General features: G+C 57.1%; 14 protein-coding genes and 2 pseudogenes. 11 read left to right on the top strand and 5 right to left on the bottom strand.

Going from position 1 to position 16,661, the window contains the following annotated elements; translation table 11 throughout:
- Positions 1-23: 23 nt before the first annotated feature.
- The 9 genes from JK176_RS12480 (at position 24) to JK176_RS12520 (ending at position 13,120) form a co-directional block, all read left to right on the top strand.
- Positions 24-3,026 carry a virulence factor SrfB gene (locus tag JK176_RS12480; protein ID WP_211588127.1) on the top strand — a complete coding sequence of 1,001 codons (3,003 nt, stop codon included), beginning with the start codon at positions 24-26 and terminating at the stop codon, positions 3,024-3,026.
- Positions 3,023-5,542, top strand: a complete 2,520-nt coding sequence (locus JK176_RS12485) for a virulence factor SrfC family protein (RefSeq protein WP_211588128.1) — start codon at positions 3,023-3,025, stop codon at positions 5,540-5,542. The genes JK176_RS12480 and JK176_RS12485 overlap by 4 nt, the downstream gene beginning before the upstream one ends.
- Positions 5,539-6,492: a sel1 repeat family protein gene (locus JK176_RS12490; RefSeq protein WP_211588129.1), complete on the top strand. Its 954-nt coding sequence runs from the start codon at positions 5,539-5,541 to the stop codon at positions 6,490-6,492. The genes JK176_RS12485 and JK176_RS12490 overlap by 4 nt, the downstream gene beginning before the upstream one ends.
- The gene (locus JK176_RS12495; RefSeq protein ID WP_211588130.1) at positions 6,489-8,393 is read left to right on the top strand and encodes a vWA domain-containing protein; all 1,905 of its coding nucleotides are present in this window, start codon (positions 6,489-6,491) and stop codon (positions 8,391-8,393) included. Before JK176_RS12490 ends, JK176_RS12495 begins: the two co-directional genes overlap by 4 nt.
- Entirely contained in the window at positions 8,390-9,085 is a 696-nt protein-coding gene (locus tag JK176_RS12500; RefSeq protein ID WP_211588131.1) for an ABC transporter ATP-binding protein, read from the top strand. The genes JK176_RS12495 and JK176_RS12500 overlap by 4 nt, the downstream gene beginning before the upstream one ends.
- On the top strand, positions 9,082-10,299 hold the full coding sequence (locus JK176_RS12505; protein ID WP_211588132.1) for a hypothetical protein: 1,218 nt from the start codon (positions 9,082-9,084) through the stop codon (positions 10,297-10,299). Before JK176_RS12500 ends, JK176_RS12505 begins: the two co-directional genes overlap by 4 nt.
- Positions 10,296-11,831, top strand: coding sequence for an SUMF1/EgtB/PvdO family nonheme iron enzyme (locus JK176_RS12510; protein ID WP_211588133.1), 1,536 nt, complete (start codon positions 10,296-10,298; stop codon positions 11,829-11,831). Before JK176_RS12505 ends, JK176_RS12510 begins: the two co-directional genes overlap by 4 nt.
- 81 nt (positions 11,832-11,912) lie before the next feature.
- A complete protein-coding gene (locus tag JK176_RS12515; protein ID WP_149026837.1) occupies positions 11,913-12,605 on the top strand; it encodes a hypothetical protein in 693 nt (230 codons plus the stop codon).
- A gap of 29 nt (positions 12,606-12,634) precedes the next feature.
- Complete coding sequence (locus JK176_RS12520; RefSeq protein ID WP_149026838.1) at positions 12,635-13,120, top strand: hypothetical protein; 486 nt, start codon at positions 12,635-12,637, stop codon at positions 13,118-13,120.
- Between the two features lie 21 nt (positions 13,121-13,141).
- Here the strand turns inward: JK176_RS12520 and JK176_RS12525 are convergent.
- Together JK176_RS12525 and JK176_RS12530 are read right to left on the bottom strand one after the other, a co-directional pair.
- Positions 13,142-13,285: pseudogene (locus JK176_RS12525) on the bottom strand (IS481 family transposase); the annotation flags it as partial.
- A gap of 23 nt (positions 13,286-13,308) precedes the next feature.
- Positions 13,309-14,345, bottom strand: a protein-coding gene (locus JK176_RS12530; protein WP_211588209.1) for an IS3 family transposase whose coding sequence is annotated in 2 segments (ribosomal slippage) — positions 13,309-14,174 and positions 14,174-14,345 — 1,038 coding nt in all. Because the reading frame shifts where the segments join, the coding sequence is not laid out codon by codon here.
- A gap of 185 nt (positions 14,346-14,530) precedes the next feature.
- On the opposite strand from JK176_RS12530, the pseudogene JK176_RS12535 reads away from it, so the two are divergent.
- A pseudogene (locus JK176_RS12535) lies at positions 14,531-14,661 on the top strand (transposase); the annotation flags it as partial.
- Between the two features lie 35 nt (positions 14,662-14,696).
- Here JK176_RS12535 and vapC read toward each other — a convergent pair.
- The 3 genes from vapC to JK176_RS12550 form a co-directional block, all read right to left on the bottom strand.
- A complete protein-coding gene (gene vapC, locus JK176_RS12540) occupies positions 14,697-15,101 on the bottom strand; it encodes a tRNA(fMet)-specific endonuclease VapC (RefSeq protein WP_211588134.1) in 405 nt (134 codons plus the stop codon).
- Entirely contained in the window at positions 15,101-15,325 is a 225-nt protein-coding gene (vapB, locus tag JK176_RS12545; RefSeq protein ID WP_211565609.1) for a type II toxin-antitoxin system VapB family antitoxin, read from the bottom strand. The genes vapC and vapB overlap by 1 nt, the downstream gene beginning before the upstream one ends.
- Before the next feature lie 194 nt (positions 15,326-15,519).
- Entirely contained in the window at positions 15,520-15,981 is a 462-nt protein-coding gene (locus JK176_RS12550; protein WP_211588135.1) for a hypothetical protein, read from the bottom strand.
- 137 nt (positions 15,982-16,118) lie between these two features.
- Here JK176_RS12550 and JK176_RS12555 point away from each other — a divergent pair, with 137 nt between their 5' ends.
- Complete coding sequence (locus JK176_RS12555; RefSeq protein WP_249194495.1) at positions 16,119-16,643, top strand: SMC-Scp complex subunit ScpB; 525 nt, start codon at positions 16,119-16,121, stop codon at positions 16,641-16,643.
- Positions 16,644-16,661: the final 18 nt, after the last annotated feature.

Below are 16,661 nucleotides of genomic sequence, written 5' to 3' on the forward strand. Positions count from 1 at the left end.
ATAAACCTCCCGGAGCCGTTCTGATGTCTGGCAACCTGATTTCCCTGATTCCGAACAGCCTGATCCAGTTTGAAACACACGATCTGGATGCGAAAGGCTGGGGCAACGGCCGCGTCAGTTTCTGGGAAGAACCCTCTGAGCATAATGCCAGCTCCGATGCGACAGATGCTCCCGAGTTTACACTGCGCATGCTCGAACGTGATCCCGATACGGGAGACATGGTCTTTTTCAGCAAAGGTCGACTTCATAAGGTGCCCGATGACTGCGGCTATGCGATCGGACGCAAAGACGTCTTTGAAATGTTTGAAAACCAGTGGGTGCCACTTCCATTTCTGGCCATCATCGGCGACGGTGACAGAGAGAGTTTTCGCCCGGGGCCATCAAACTGGGTGCGCGGCCGCCTGCGGCGCACGGAAGACCCCGATACCCTCGAGGGGGAGAAAATTTTTCTGAACATTGCCTTCGATACGACACTGGCCTCGTCTGACGAAAACAGCTCCTATCTGGCACCAACGGCCGAAGACGAAAGCCGGGAACAGCGATATGCCTTCGTTTCGGAACCGCACAATATAAGTTGGCTTCTCGACAGTGACTGGCTCAAGGACTGGATTAGCGAACTATATCGCGTTACGCAAAGTGCCATTCCAAAACGCCGCCGCCCACGAACCGACGATGAAGACGAACAGCTTCCGGTTCTCAAATTCCAGGCCATTTATCAGACCTTTCTGAAGTTCCTGTCTGAAGCGACACCGCCACTCCCCGACGTCCGGCTCCTGAGCATCAAGGATCAGAAACCCGTTGATGTCGATCTTGTTCTCGATCTTGGAAACTTCCGGAGCTGCGGTATTCTGATCGAAGAACATCCCGGAGAAGGGCGCCGCGAAGCAGACAGCTACGTTCTTGAACTCCGTGATCTCGCCTCGCCGGACCTCACCTACAGCGACCCGTTTTCGAGCCGGATCGAATTTGGGCGTGCCCTGTTCGGATACGACATCTATTCTCGCCGATCGGGCCGTCCCCATGCTTTTTCATGGCCAAGCCCTGTCCGGACCGGTCTGGAAGCAGAACGAATGATGGGCGCCCGGATCGGTACTGAGGGTCTGTCCGGACTTGCCACGCCGAAACGTTATCTGTGGGACACCCGTCCGTCCGATCAAGGATGGCGTTTCAACAATGGCAAGGGCGCAACAGGACAGATCTCGGACCCACCGGTTAATGGGCCGTTCCGCCGAATGCTCGCCGAAACACTCGAAAAAGGTCGCTATCGCGCCGCACCTGAAGATCGAAAGGCTGTCAACCCCATCGGCCCGGGTGTCATGTCCCGTAGCATGCTGTTTGTCCTGATGCTGAACGAGGTTCTGGTTCAAGCTATGGCCTACATGAACGCACCGGGGTTCCGCTCCCGCCGCCGCGACAGTGGCCGGGCGCGTCGCCTGCGCTCTGTCATGCTTACGATGCCGCCGGGAATGCCCGTCGCAGAACAGAGAGTCTTTCGTATTCGCGCCGAAGCCGCGATCTCGTTTGCCTGGAAAGCCGCCCAGCAGTCTGGTCCGCAACCTGCTCTTCGGGCAGGACTGGACGAAGCCACAGCAACCCAGATTGTATGGCTCCACAACGAAGTCACTCAGAGATTGGGCGGCCATGTCGAAGCCCTGTTCGAACTGTACGGCCAACCCACGGCCGAAGGCGAAAAACCGGCTATTCGCGTTGCCAGCATCGACATTGGCGGCGGCACCACGGACCTGATGATCACGACCTACACACTTGAAGGCGGGGATGCCCTCTCCCCTCGGCAGGAGTTCCGCGAAAGCTTCAATATCGCTGGCGACAACCTGCTGGAACGTGTGATCGCAACTGTGGTGATCCCACCACTTGAAGCCGCCCTGACCAAAGCGGGCGTCCCGTTGGCGGACCAGCTCCTGAACCGCGCCCTGAGCAAAGACCATGGCAATCAGGACGAAAAAGACCGGCACCGTCGCAAGCTGTTCGTCTCGACGGTTCTAGAACCGGCGGCTTTGCATGCGCTTGAACTGTATGAACAGATTGATAACTGGCAGCAGGGACCGTTGGGGAGTTTTCCTCTCGGAGACGAGACCCTGCGCAAGGCCGATGCCGACCAGCGCACGCGTTGCGTTGCCTTTCTGCACGAACAGATTGCCGCCCATCTGCAAGACCAGACCACATCTTTTGAGGCGAAATCATTCGATCCGTTCAGCATTGAAATTCAGGTCGATACCGAAACCATAGACCGCGCCATCCGCAGCACCCTGGAGACCATCATTTCCAGCCTGACCGAAAGTGTCTGGGCCTATAACTGTGATGTACTGCTCCTATCGGGCCGCCCGTCCAAACTGCGCCGGGTACGCAGTCTCATTACGGGGGCCATGCCCGTAGCGCCTCACCGCATTATTGCCATGCATGACTATACCGTCGGAAAACATTACCCATTTTCAGACTCGCTCAACCGAATCAACGATCCAAAAACTACCGTCGTCGTCGGGGCGGCCCTGTGCGTTCAGGCTGAAGGCAAGCTCCAGAACTTCGTACTTCGTACCAAGAGCCTCGCGATGCGCTCGACCGCCCGCTTCATTGGCAAGATGGACAAGTCGAGCGAAATCCGGAACGTCAATATGCTGCTGGAAAATGTTGATCTTGGCGGCCCTCCCGCCGGGGATGAGGTTGGGTTCTGCCTGAAGGATTTTGGCGGTTCTACCATGATCGGCTTTCGGCAGCTTCCCCTCGAGCGCTGGACCACAAGCGCGCTCTACTGCGTGGAATTCGACCTGAGCCAACAGAAACACCTCGCCGAATGCGCTATGCCCCTGACCGTTACTCTGGAACGCAAGTTCATTGAAGACGACGAAGATGAAAGCGGTGATTTTTCCAATCGCGAGATGTTTGAAATTACCCGCATTACAGACGCCAACGACGAGGATCACAGTCTGAGCCTTGTTAAACTGCGCCTTCAAACGACCCTGACACCCGAAGGTCACTGGCGTGATACCGGCTGTCTGATTCTGAAATGAGTATGCCTGTGACCCTCGCTTCCCAAACCCGCACCCTTGCCTCTCTGGCGACCACATGTGCCGACTGGGTGCAGCACCATGCTGCGGGAGCAAGCCCTTCCTGTCGTGCCGCCCTGCGCCGCGAACGCCGTCTGGCGCACCGGCTTCAGGCTGCGGCCTCCCGCCCCGCCGCTGTCGCAGTTTACGGGGCGTCCCAGGCTGGAAAATCCTATCTGATGTCGAGCCTCTCCAGTCCTGCAGAGGGACCGCTGCTTATCCGCTACGGTCAGCATACGCTCGACTTCCTGATGGACATGAACCCACCCGGGGGCGATGAGTCGTCTGGACTGGTTTCGCGCTTTACCCTCAATCCTCCAGCCGCACCGGCCAACGCTCCCCCCATTCCCGTCCGCCTGCTCTCGGTGACAGACATCATCCGGATCGTCGGTAATACGTTTCTGTCAGATTTCAAACTGATCGGCATCAAGCCAAGGGAATGGCGCGAGACGTCACAAATGCTGGAAACCCTTCCCCGGTCTGCTGGCGGGGGTATTTTCACCATTGATGACATCGAAGTTCTGGAGGAATACTTCACTCGGAAGTTCGGAGACCGCATCTGGCTGTCGGTCCTAGGCGAACCCTACTGGGATTGGCTTGCCGCCGCTGCGCCAGAGCTTCCTTTGCAGGCCTTGATAACCGCCCTGTCTCCGCTGTGGGGGCAGACACCCGAGCTGACCACCTATGCCACCGAGCTGGTTTCGGCCTTGCTTTCGCTTGGCCAGGTCAATCTCGCCTTCTGCGACGTTGAGGCGCTGGTCCCGCGTTCAGACAGCATTCTGAACGTCTCCACGCTGTTTCGCCCTCCCATGGGCATGGCCCCTTTGCGGCTAGTCGGTGAAAATGGCTCCACCGTCACGCTGCCACGCAACATCGTCTCGGCCATCGTTTCCGAACTCGTCGTTCCCATGGCTCAGAGCCGCTGGGAGTTTGTGAAAACGACTGATCTGCTCGACTTTCCCGGAGCCCGGTCCCGCCTGGAAATCCGCGAACTATCGGATGTCGCAGGGGTCTGCGGAAAACTGTTCCTGCGCGGCAAGGTCGATTACCTGTTCGAGCTGTATCAGGCCGATATGGAAGTCACGTCCACCCTACTGTGCGTGGCGGATTCAGCTCAGGAGGTGACCGGGCTTCCCGCCATGATCGAGGGGTGGATCAACGACACGATCGGCAAAACGCCCCGAGAACGTAAAAATCAGGCTGATGCGCTGTTCGTGATCCTGACGAAATTCGACCGGCAGTTCGAGGAAAAGGGCGGGGCAGACGAAAACAGCAGCGATGTCTGGGACAAGCGTCTCGAAGCATCCCTCATCAATTTTTTCGATGCCCCCTGGGTAACGGAATGGAAGCCCGGCCAACCGTTCAATAATGTCCAGTGGCTGCGCGCTTCAACTGTTGGGAGCCTGTATCGCCGCGACGCCCAGAAACGCGAAACCGAAATGCTTCCCGAAAATCATCTGCGGGTTGAGAGGCGCCGCAACTCGTATCTGGCCAGCACGACTGTGGATCGGCATATCCAGCATGCCCCCCGCGCGTTCGATGAGGCGATCCGGCCAAATGACGGTGGCGTCAGCTATCTGGCCGAGCGGCTGAAATCGGTTTGCGAAAGCAAAACCAAGAACGAACAGCTCGCCGCCCGCCTCAAGGCCTGCACCAGCAATCTTCTGTCCCTCATGCGGCCTTTCTATCACGATCCGGCCGGAATAGAGTCCGGCGCAGAAGCCCGCAGAGCCGCGTCTGAAATCGCACAGGCCTTGCTGAGCCTGCACCGCAATCGTCTGTTCGGAGCATTCCTGCTGCGACTGGAACTGGACCGCTCTGCAATCATCGAACAGTGGCGCGATTTCAGCAGCACGATCCATCATACCCCGCCGCCCGTGCCCGTAGATGATCTGCTGGGGGACATCCTGGGCGATGCGATCCCAGTTTCCGCCCCTCAGGAAGACCAGCATGACCGGTTCGCCAGCCTGATTATCGAACATTGGATCAACGACCGCCTGTTGAGCCTACTGGCGCATCCCGAACAGCTTGCGGTCTTCAATCTGGACCTGTCTGTTGCCCGGCAGTTCATTGATCGCCTTCAGAAACTAGCCGAAACCCTGAACCTGCGCGAGGCGATCGCACAAAGGCTGCGCCTTCAGTGCAACCATGTCAGCACGCTGAACCAGTCCGGTGAAAAACAGGCGCTCATCTGTGCGGAGTTGATCGGCCGATTCGTAACCTATCTCGGTTATGCCAATCTGGCGTCGGAGGCCCGCCCCCGTCAACGTAACAGCGACATCGCCATTTTCAGCGCTCCACCCACACCCCGTGACTATCCGGTCCTGAGCGAACAACCTTCCGTCTATCTCGATACCTTCTTTCGTGACTGGGTACTCGCTCTGCGCTCCCGTTTCGAAGAGGGTGGCCCACAGTTTGATGTGGATGCCAATCATGCCCTTGAAGCGCTGCTTTCCAGACTTGAGACCTCACCGCTATGAACACTGAACTGCACGTTTCTGCTAGCCACGAAGTTGAGGAAGCCATCCTTCACCTCCCCGGCCGGGCCGCGGATGCCAGCCGGGAGCACGTGACGATCCGTGCGCCGGATTATTTTCCTGAAAGTCGGGCTACAGGCCGTCTCGAAGCCCAGGGGGCAGATCTTCTGGTGCATATCCCCCGGGAATTCGCGACCATGTTCGAGGCCAATGCGAGCTATCAGCTGGAAATCCCTGAACTCCAAATCGTCGGCGATGTCTTCGACTGGCCTGTACTGCGCGCCCGTCCCATCGTAGTCGAACCTCGTCCCGTCATACTTCCAAAAAAAATTACGACGAAACCCACTTCGGAAGAGGATGAAATGATCCATTCCGAAATACCCGTCGGGCCGCCTGAAAAAAAGACCGAACGCAAACACCTCGTTCCTGTTCTGGGTGGGGGGGTGATCGGGCTAGGCATTCTGGGATTTCTGGCATTTTATCTTCTGCATCACCCCATCCTCCCCGGCCAGGATAAGGTCGCCTCTTCTCGCAGTCCGATCGCCGCGCCCCTGAATGCGACCGCACCGGACAGCGACCCCTTCGCCAACAAATCCGTGCCCGATGTGATCCGAGAGGCAGGAACAGCCGTCCAAATCAGGCAAGAAGGTGAAACCCGCCTGAAAAACGGCAAGACGGATGATGGTGTCCTGCTACTGGAAGCCGCCGCAGATCGCGGGGATACTCCTGCCATGAACCATCTGGGACATCTTTACGATCCGACGACCTTCGATCCGAAAGGGCCTATCCCCAGCCCGGATGTGCGTGAATCCGCCCATTATTATCAATCGGCCGCCAAGGCCGGCGACACGAGCAGCGCACAGGACCGTGCCCGCCTCCATACCGCCCTGCAGCAGCAATCTGCCAACGACGACATGACAGCCCAGCTTGCCCTGAAGGATTTTTGGCCATGATCCCGGACGTTCGCCAGATCGCTAGAGCCACTCTATGCAGCCTTTCGCTGCTTGGACTGGCAACCGCCGTACACGCCGCCACCCCGCTCTTGCAGCCGGGGAAACACACGCTCTATCAGCGGATCATTACCCGCCCCGGCGCATCTCTCTTCAGTGATGCGAGTGGAAAAGACGCAAAACCACTGCCGGGCTTCGAAGTCTTCTATGTATTCGGTCGCGCTCAGGGACGCGTTCAGATCGGAAGTTCGGCCCAGGGCCCGGTTCAGGGATGGATTGATGATGACCACACAATCCCCTGGGCACACACCATGGTGGCAACCTTCACAAATCCCGCGGGCCGCAACCGCGCGCTTTTCCTCGACACAGCTCAACACGAGGAAGATCTCCTGTCCGCTGCGGACTCTGCGGCGCGCGTCGATGCTCTGACCAAGGGTGTTCAGGCTGGTCATTCAGCGCCGGTCGTCGCTATGGAACCGGAAAATTTCGTCGATCCGTCCAAGAATTTCTATTTGCTTCCCGTGCTGGATGCCACGCAGATCGAGCGGGACAGTGGTCCGGCAATCAGAATGCTACATGTCATTTCCGCCTCCACGACTACGGGCAATACCGCCCGGACAGCATCGCCAGAGACCCTGAAGCAGTTCAAGGCCGGGTTGGTCTTCGTCATCGACACAACAGCCAGCATGCAGCCTTATATCGACCAGACGCGAGCTGCGATTTCCAGCATCATTCATTCCGTCCAGAATACGGCGGTCTCGCAGAATTTTCGCTTCGGCCTCGTCGCCTACCGCGACAGTCTCGCAGACACGCCTAGGCTGGAATACGCGACAAAACTCTACGCGTCGCCAGATTTTTCCCAGTCTCTGGATGCAATCCTTCCGGCCATTTCCACGGTTCACGACGCCAGCGTGTCCTCCAGCAGTTTTGATGAAGATGCGATTGCCGGTGTAAAAACCGCAGTCGATCAGGTTCCATGGCAGACGTTCAACGGCCGTTATATCGTTCTCATCACCGATGCCGGGGCACGAAGCAATGACGACCCCCATAGCCTGACGCATCTCAACATCGAGGATATGAACCACCTTGCCGCGTCAAAAGGCATTGCCTTGTTTGTCATTCATCTGCTGACCCCAGCAGGGAATGCGGCGAATGATCACGGCAAAGCCGCAACGCAGTATCGAAATCTTTCGAAGTTCAACAATGCTGGCAGCCTGTATTATCCTGTCCCGGGAGGTAGCCCGGACGCGTTCCGGCCTGTTATCCAGACCATGTCTACCTCCATGCTCCAGCAAGTGGCGGACATGACCGGCCGCCCCGTCGCCGGACTAACCCCGCAGGATGCGAAAGTCGATACGAAACTCTCAGTCGTCAGTCAGGCCATGCGTCTGGCCTATCTTGGCGACACACAGCACACAGCCGCACCGGATATTATCAACGCGTTCACCTCCGATCGTGATCCAGCCGATACGCTGCATAGAACCCTGAACATCCGTGTGCTCCTGACACGCAACCAGCTCTCCGATCTCGCCAACGCCCTTCAGCATATTCTGGATGCCGGGCTAGCCGGTCGAACCGCACCGGAAAATTTCTTCACCCAGCTTCAATCTGCCTTTGCGGCTTCGGCCCGTGATCCAAATGCTTTCTCGCATATCGACACGATCGGCCCGCTGCTTGGCGAATATCTGGATGGCCTGCCGTATAAGTCCGACGTAACATCTATCACACAGGAATCATGGCTCGCCATGGGCGCCGTCGGACAGCGTACCATCCTAAACAATATCGCAAGTCGTCTGCGTCTTTATCAGGAATATGAGTCCGACCCGTCATTGTGGGGGCAGATCGGGCAGTCTCACGATGATGGAGAGCGCGTCTATCCGGTACCCCTGGAAGCGTTACCTTGAACCCCGACCAATCCCTGCTCTTTGCAGAAAACCTATCCTGGCAGGCACCGGGACAAAATTTCACGCTTGAAGTACCTCATTTTCGCCTGAACCCAGGCGACCGTTATGCGGTCGTAGGGCCATCGGGCTGTGGCAAAAGCTCGCTTTTGGGGCTGCTCTCCCTTTCACTTCGTCCAGACCGTGTCGAGGTGCTGGACATTATGGGCAGTCCCACGGCATCCCTCTGGCGCGTACCCGGACAGGGGCGTCTGACCGCCCTCAGGGCGCGACATATCGGGTTCGTTCCGCAGATGAGCGCATTGCTGCCCTTCCTGAACGTCGAAGCCAACATTCATCTACCACTGGATGTTATGAACATTAAAAATCCTCATCACATCAACGATCTTATCGAATGTCTGGGCCTTGTCTCCCTACGGACAAACAGACCCGCTGCACTGTCGGTCGGGCAGCGCCAGCGTGTCGCCATTGCCCGCGCACTTTCGCATCAGCCTGATATCATTCTTGCCGATGAACCTACTGCGTCCCTGCATCCAGAACAGGCAACACATGTCATGACACTCCTGCATCAGCAGGCTGAACGGCACGCAGCTGTTGTTATGGTGACGCACGACGCCGAACGCGCGGCGGCAGCCGGGTTCACGCTGCTTCCAGTCTCGATGAACGGTTCTACGACCCAGATCGCTACAGCATGACAGACCGGCGCTTCATATTTCATGACATTCGTCTGGCGGCCCGTCTGGCCTGGTACGATCTTCTATCCGAAAAAATTCTGGCACTGTGCCTTATCATCGGTCTGGCAGCGACGGCAGCCCCCCTGATTATCCTGTCAGGCCTGCGAGGCGGACTTGTTGAAGGATTGAGAACCGTCCTTCTGGAAGACCCGCATGTGCGTGAGATTTCCAGCGCCAGCAACCGGGATTTTACAGCAGGCTGGCTGGATAGGCTGCGAAAAGAGCCGGATGTCGTTTTTGTCATGCCCCGAACACGCACTCTTGCGGCCAGTGTTCTGCTCGTTCCGCCCGGCCGCCCCTTTGCGGGTCGACGCATCGAACTGATCCCGTCCCACGCGGATGATCCCCTGACCACACCCGCGACGATGCCCGCAGACGAAAGCACCATCCTGCTTTCCGCAAGTGCCGCCGCCTCTCTGCATATTCAGGCGGGTGATCTCCTCGAACTGCATGTCACCCGTCTAGGCCTCGGCCCGGAAACAGTTCGGATTCCCCTGCATGTTCAGGCGATTACCCCGCAACGCGCCCTTAACCGGGATGCAGCTTTCGTATCGCTGCGTCTGGCTCAGACCGTAGAACTATATCGAGAGCACTCTCTTTCATGGTCCGATGCTTGGGCACAGGCGGCCACGCCAGCCCCGTCCTATCCCGGCTTCCGTCTCTATACCCGGCAGATCAACACCATCCCCGCCCTTGACACCAGATTGCGTGCAGCAGGCGTGGATATCTCGGATCGGGCGCAGGATGTCTCGGACCTTCTTCTTCTGGACCAGCGATTGACCGTGCTGTTCCGGCTGACAGCCCTGCTTGGAGTGACCGGTTTTTTCGCCAGTCTCACCGCCGCGCTATGGGCCAATGTGGAACGCAAACAACTTTCTCTCGCAACCCTGCGCTTTCTCGGCGTACAGCGTCTAACGATTTTTCCCGTCATTCAGGCACAAATTCTCGCGCTGACCGGTATTTTTCTGGCTCTGACAGGTGCGCTGATCGTAGGCAGCGCCATCAATCATGTCTTTGCAGAGACCCTGCCGCCCGGACATACGCTGTGCAGAATCGGGGCTGGTCTGTGGCTTGAAACCTGCCTCACAACCGCTCTGGGAGCTTTTCTGGCCGCCCTGGCCGCCGCCCGAAGCCTTCGCCGCATTGATCCCTGGGAGGGAGTCAGCACACCATGAAAACCCATCACACAGCCCTGCTTCTGCTGGGTTTCGCACCCGTGTTGTCTCTACAAACGGCTGCCGCACAGAGTTGGGACAAAAAATTCGTCGACCCACATCCCCTGCCGGATGATCTGGTTCTGCCTATGCCCTGCGGTGGCGCAATGACGTTCCGTCCCGTTGACGTTCCGACAGGAGACAATCTACTCGATGACGATGCCATTATTCTGGGCAGAAGCGATCCACAGGATGGCTACAACGAGTTTATGCGCCACGCCTATGTGGCTGCCCCTTTCGCCGTCAGCCAGCATCCGGAATTGCGCCGGTACTATCTCGGCAAATATGATGTAACCCAAAATCAGGCTGAAAGCCTGAGTGGAACCTGCGCGCCCCCTACCCTGGATGGACAGCATCCCAAGACGCATATTTCGTGGGATGAGGCCATTACCTTCTCCACGAAATATTCAACGTGGCTTCACACCCAAAAGATTCCGCTGCCAAACCATGACGGAGCAACCAGCTTTGTGCGTCTACCCACCGACGACGAATGGTCTTATGCCGCCCGTGGCGGCATGCATGTCAGCCCGACCGATTTCATGGCTCCCACATGGCCCATGCCGGAAGGTGCAGACCAGTATATCGCAGCAGGGCCAGACCTTGGCGGCATGCAGCGCGTCGGGCAGATGAAACCAAACCCGCTGGGTCTGTATGATATGCTTGGGGAAGCCAGCCAGATGATGCTGGAGCCGTACCGCCTCAACCGCGTTGGCCGCCTTCAGGGTCTGGCTGGCGGAATTCTGGTCTGCGGTGGAAATTACCTGTCCAACCCCGATGAGATTACGACCAGTTCACGCGCCGAAGTTCCGCTTTATAGCCCGCAGACGGGTGAACCAACCCGATTGCCTGAAATGGGATTCCGCCTTGTTCTGGCGACAGATGCTATCGGCTCCCTTCACGGAACGGAACAGGCCCAGAACGCTTTCAACACCCTGATGAACAAAACCCTGCCTGCAAGTGCAGACGCCCAGACCGCGCTTGCAGGCCTTCAGAAAAACACGACTGACCCGGCCACACTCAACGGTCTGAAGCTGATCCAGACCGCCATGGCCAGCGACTCCCGTGCCCGTTTCGATGCAGATCGTCAGGCGCTGGCCGCACAAATTCAGGCACTAGTTGCCCTAGCAGCGGATATCTGGGAGGTCGACCATGCCATACAGCTTATTCAGAAATCGGCCGATATTCTGAAGTCGCAACCAACGCCTCTGACACCGGCCCAGACCGCACAAATCGCAAATCACCTTCAGGCCAGACAGACGGAGCTTGGAGGCGCCATCAATGGTTACATCAGTCTTCTTCAGGCCGTAACGAACAGTCAGGCCCTGCCCGATCTCTCCGCCATCACAGCACAGCAGGCAGATGCTATCAAAGCACTTCAGGATGATCGGGCAATACAGTTCCTGATGGTTACTGCTCAGAACATTCAAAGCAGTCATTCCGGAAAACTCCCTACAGGGCAGACTATAAAATCGCAGATCGAAGCAATTCATTAATTCTTTTCGTGTAAATTTTCACTTCCCAAGAGAATGCTTTTTTCTTATTCACAATGAAACATTATGTAAAAAGGTTGCTCCGTGTCACTTTCGCCCTTTCGTATCTCCGCTGCTTCTGTTGCTATGTGCGTGTTTGTTTCCGGATGCGCTCCTTCTTATGATTCCTCACTCACACCGGAACAGAACCGTCTGCGCCAACGCTCTGCCCAGCAGAACAATATGATTGGAGAGGGCGCCGCAGTGCTCGGTGGCCTTGCTGCTCTTGGTGTTGGCCTGGGAACGGGAAGTGTCAAAAATGCAGCCCTCGCCGGTGCAGCCGGCGCTCTGGTTGGCGGGGCTGTAGGCGCACTTGTTGCTAATCGTGCCCAAGCTCAAGAGCTGAGCGAAGATCAGGTTAAATCGCAGATCGCCACCGAACAAAAAAATATTGCACAAACTCAGACTGACATTCAGGATGCACAGAAAGAACTTCTGGAAACGCAGAACAATCTGAAACAGCTCCGTCAACAGCTAGCTCAGGGACAGATTTCTGCTGAAGCCTATCAAGCCAAGATTGCCGGTTATCAGAAAGATGTGCAGGCTCTGCAAAATCTTGCCAGTATGCGGCAGAAGCAGGCAGACAGTATGAAGTTGATTGCCGATGCACACGGAAATTCTAGTGCAGCCCTTGCCTCCCAGCAGAGCGCGGCTCAGTCAAAGCAGCTCGCAGAGGTTGCGTCCATTATGGCTCAGGACGTCGGACAGGCTGAACCAATGCCTGCCGCCAAAGCCTGAATTTTCATTCTCCAAAGGGCTGCCTCGTGATGTCGCATCGGAAATTTACGATTCTTCCCCTTTTTGGCGCACTCTGTTTGAGTGCGTGCTCTGCCCAGCAATGTGACCCGACCACCGCCAATCTTTTCTCAGGTATCGGATGTTCGGTCGGGAATGGCTACCAGCAGCGAAACCAGCAACTGCAAACAGCACGTGATGCCTGGCATGAGCGCGCGCAAGCGACCGCTAACGAGAGCGCGGCCCTCAACCAGTCCTTAGCGGAGACACAGAAAAGCGTTGCTCAAACACGAACTGAGCTACAAGCTATGAACAGTCGCATCGGTGGATACAGGAAGCGTTTAGCCAAAGCTTCCAGTTCGAAATCCTCTGCCTATCTTGCCGCACAGAAGAGTCTTGCAAATCTGGAACAGATTAAAAACCAGGCTGCTGCCAATCCGACAGCAGAACAACTTGCCCGGGTTAAGGCCGCCGAGCAGGAAACACAGGATGCTGTTGATCTTGTCGCCACACGCTAGGTATTTAATTCCCGGATTTGATGGATTGATGATGAATCTTTCTGGCTCTGAAGTCCATATTTTGCAGACATATTCGTAAGGTGTGAGGCCACTGAGGGTCTTGAGCCTTCGCCCGGAGTCATAGGCTGCCATGAAGTCGTTAAGGTGTCTCCTCAGCTGCTCATGGTGACCCTGCCCCGAACCTGCCCTCAGTTCTGAGTTAGGGTCTGTGGGTTGCTGTATGCCTTGGTGGCGTGACGAGCGAAAGCCTGTGGCGTCATGCCATTGAGGCTGGTGTGGGGTCTGACGGCGTTGTAGTCGGCCCGCCAGTCCTCGATGACCGTCCGCGCGTGGGCGATGTTACGGAACAGATGCTCATTGAGGCATTCGTCACGGAACCGGCCGTTGAAACTCTCGACGAACCCGTTCTGCTGCGGCTTTCCCGGTGCGATATAGTGCCACAGTACCGACCGTTTTTGCTGCCAGGCCAGGATCGCGTTCGATGTCATCTCGGTGCCATTGTCGCTGACGATCATCAGCGGCCAGCCGCGATGCTCCCCGATCCGGTCGAGTTCGCGGCCGAGCCGTTCGCCTGACAACGACGTATCCGCCACCAGCGCCAGGCATTCGCGCGTGTAGTCGTCCACCACCGTCAGCACCCGGAAGCGCCGTCCGTTGTTCAATGCATCCGAGACGAAATCCAGGCTCCAGCGCTGGTTCGGCCCGTCGGGCAGCATCATCGGCGAGCGTGTGCCCATCGCCCGTTTCCGGCCGCCACGCTTGCGGACCGACAACCCCTGTTCGTGATACAGCCGGAACAGCTTCTTGTGGTTCATCGCCATTCCTTCCCGGCCGAGCAGGATATGCAGCCGCCGGTAGCCAAATCGCCGTCGCTCCTGAGCCAGTTCGCGCAGCCGCCCGCGCACTGCGGCATCATCCGGGCGGCGTGACGCATAGCGCCAGGTCTTCGGGTCCATGCCGATCAGCCGGCAGGCCCGTCGCTGCGAATACTCTTTCTCCCGGATCGCCCAGGTCACGGCTTCCCGCCGCAAACCGGGCGTCACGAGTTTTTTGCCAGGAGTTCCTTTAGCGTCGAGACGTTCATCCCGCCGTATTTCGATCGCCAGGTGTAGAACGTCGCATCGCTGATCCCATGCCTGCGGCACAGATCGGCCGCCGTCGCGCCCGCCTGATGCTCTTTCAGTATCCCGATAATCTGGTCCTGCGTGAAACGCGCTTTCTTCATCATCTGTCTCCAGTGGACAGACCTTACTTCAAATCGAGGGCATTTCAGGGGGCAGGGTCAATGGCTGTCGTACTGGAAGCGTTTAACGGTTGCTTCCTTTATTGTCCGGTTCATCCGATAGAGTTTGCCCCCCGTTTTTCAGACAGGGGCATACGCTATAGACCGTCGTGAGAAAAGACAGGTTTATAGGCAAGGTCACGCGGAAGAGGTATTCGGGCGAGTTCAAGTCGCGTGTTGCGCTGGAGGCGAGCAGACGCTTTCCGAACTGGCGTCGAAGCACGGTGTGCATCGGGCGATGATTTCCCAGTGGAAGCGCTAGGCTGTCGCCGGCATGGCGGCGACCTTCTCTCGTTAATCCGGCGTCCAATCTTCAGAACGTAATCCATTTACCCGGGTAAATTCTCGTAGATTTCCGGTTATAACGACCAGTCCTTTGCTCCGGGCGTGCCCCGCAATCATTAAGTCGTACGGTCCGATAACACACCCACGGGCTTCCAGATCAGCCCTGATTTCTGCTGTATGTGCTGCCGCATCATCGTCAAATGGCAAAACAGACAAACGTCCAGAAAAATGCTCTACCTCACGTCGGATTTTTGCCGGATTTTGAGATTTTTCCGCCCCATAAAGGAGTTCGTAAAGCACAACATCTGAAATACAGAGGGCCTCGGCGTTATCGTTGAAACGTTCGCGTAAGCCCTTTGGACGGTCACGCAAGACGCGGATACAAAAATTTGTATCCAGAAGATAACGTAGCATCAAAAGCTTTCGCGTTCCTGCATTGCAGGTTGATTGCGTTCGGGTAACTCAGTGCCGGAGGACGAAAAAAAATCATCCCATGCGGCATGCGCGGGCGCAATAATGCGTCGTACGCCATCGGGAATGATCACGACGTCCTTCAGACTAAGGTCAAAGGCAACAGCTTTGGGAAGCCGTACAGCCTGAGAACGATTGGAAAGAAAGAGAGTTGTGCGGACAAGCATGGCATCCTCCATATGGGATATACTAAACGTATATCCATAAATTGATCTGATACCAACAAAATTCGTTCAACTTCAAATTGGGCTATTTTACGCCACTATTCTGGAAGGCAACGTCCATAATAAACATCAAAATATACGACGGCTCTTAATCTTTTTCCGCCGAGATCAGACTTCCCCTCTTCCCTCGAAGAAGATCAGTCATAGTGTATTTCATACTCCTTAAGATTCATTCCAATTCGATAGGGCCCTTCGAACAGATCTCCGAGGGCCAGACGCCGTCGCAACGTCAGGCGACGTTGGGCCAGATGATACATTCGGTCATGCAGCAGATGGCAGCGCTGACAGAGCGCGCGCAGATTGCGCCACCGGTTGCTGGTGGGGTCGTGATTCAGATGAGCCGCGGCTAGGGACACTTTCGTCTGGCGCATCTGCAGAAGCTCGATCAGGTCAGGAGAGCCCACCCGCCTGCCCCGGCCATTGAACCAGTATCCTGTGTCAGGATGCTTCCACCGGCCACCTGGCAGTACCTGAAGACGATGCCCATGCGGGCGACCGCAGCGTTGGCACACACCTCCTGCCCGCTCGAATCTGACCTGCCGGCTCAGTTCGGGCCAGTTGGAAGGATACAACGCTTTCAGTTCCGGTCGGATCGGCATTCCCGTTTCCTATCACACAATCATAGTCCGATAGAGACTTCCTGCAGGTTCTGATCCCCGAGGTCGTGGATCAACTCCACTGACAGCGCGTTCCGAACTCTGGCCGACGACACCGAAGAAGCCTTATGCTTTCGACCATGACATCCTCTTCACTCGATCCCGTCCGTCTGACCGAAGCCCTTCTCTTTCAGAGCAGCGGTCCTGTGTCCCGGACGACACTGGTACGTGCCTTGGGAGAGGACGTGGAGATCGCCCAGATCCTGACTGAGGTGACCAGACGCACCAAGGGGATGGGATTTGAGCTGGTCGCGGTCGGAGACGGCTGGATGTTCCGAACCGCACCCGATCTCGCAGAGTCCCTGAGGGCGGTGCTGGAGAAGCCTCCAGAACGCCTCCCCCGCGCAGTGCTCGAAGTGCTCCTGCTGATTGCCGCGCGTCAGCCCGTCACACGACCCGAGATCGAAAGTTTCCGGGATGCCGTCCTCCCGCAGAAAACCCTCACCCTGCTGCAGGAGAAAGGGCTCATTCGCAGCGTTGGCCGGAAACCCGTCCCGGGTCAGCCCCAGCTCTGGGCTACGACCGAGACTTTCCTCGTGACCTATGGCCTGCGGTCGCTGGGGGAACTGGATCCGCTCCTCGAAGGCCTGAGAGGCCCGCTCTAGGCCCCTTTGGGCTTATTC

The sequence above is a fragment of the Gluconobacter sp. Dm-73 genome (assembly GCF_018256215.1).
In the GTDB taxonomy this organism is placed as follows: domain Bacteria; phylum Pseudomonadota; class Alphaproteobacteria; order Acetobacterales; family Acetobacteraceae; genus Gluconobacter; species Gluconobacter cadivus.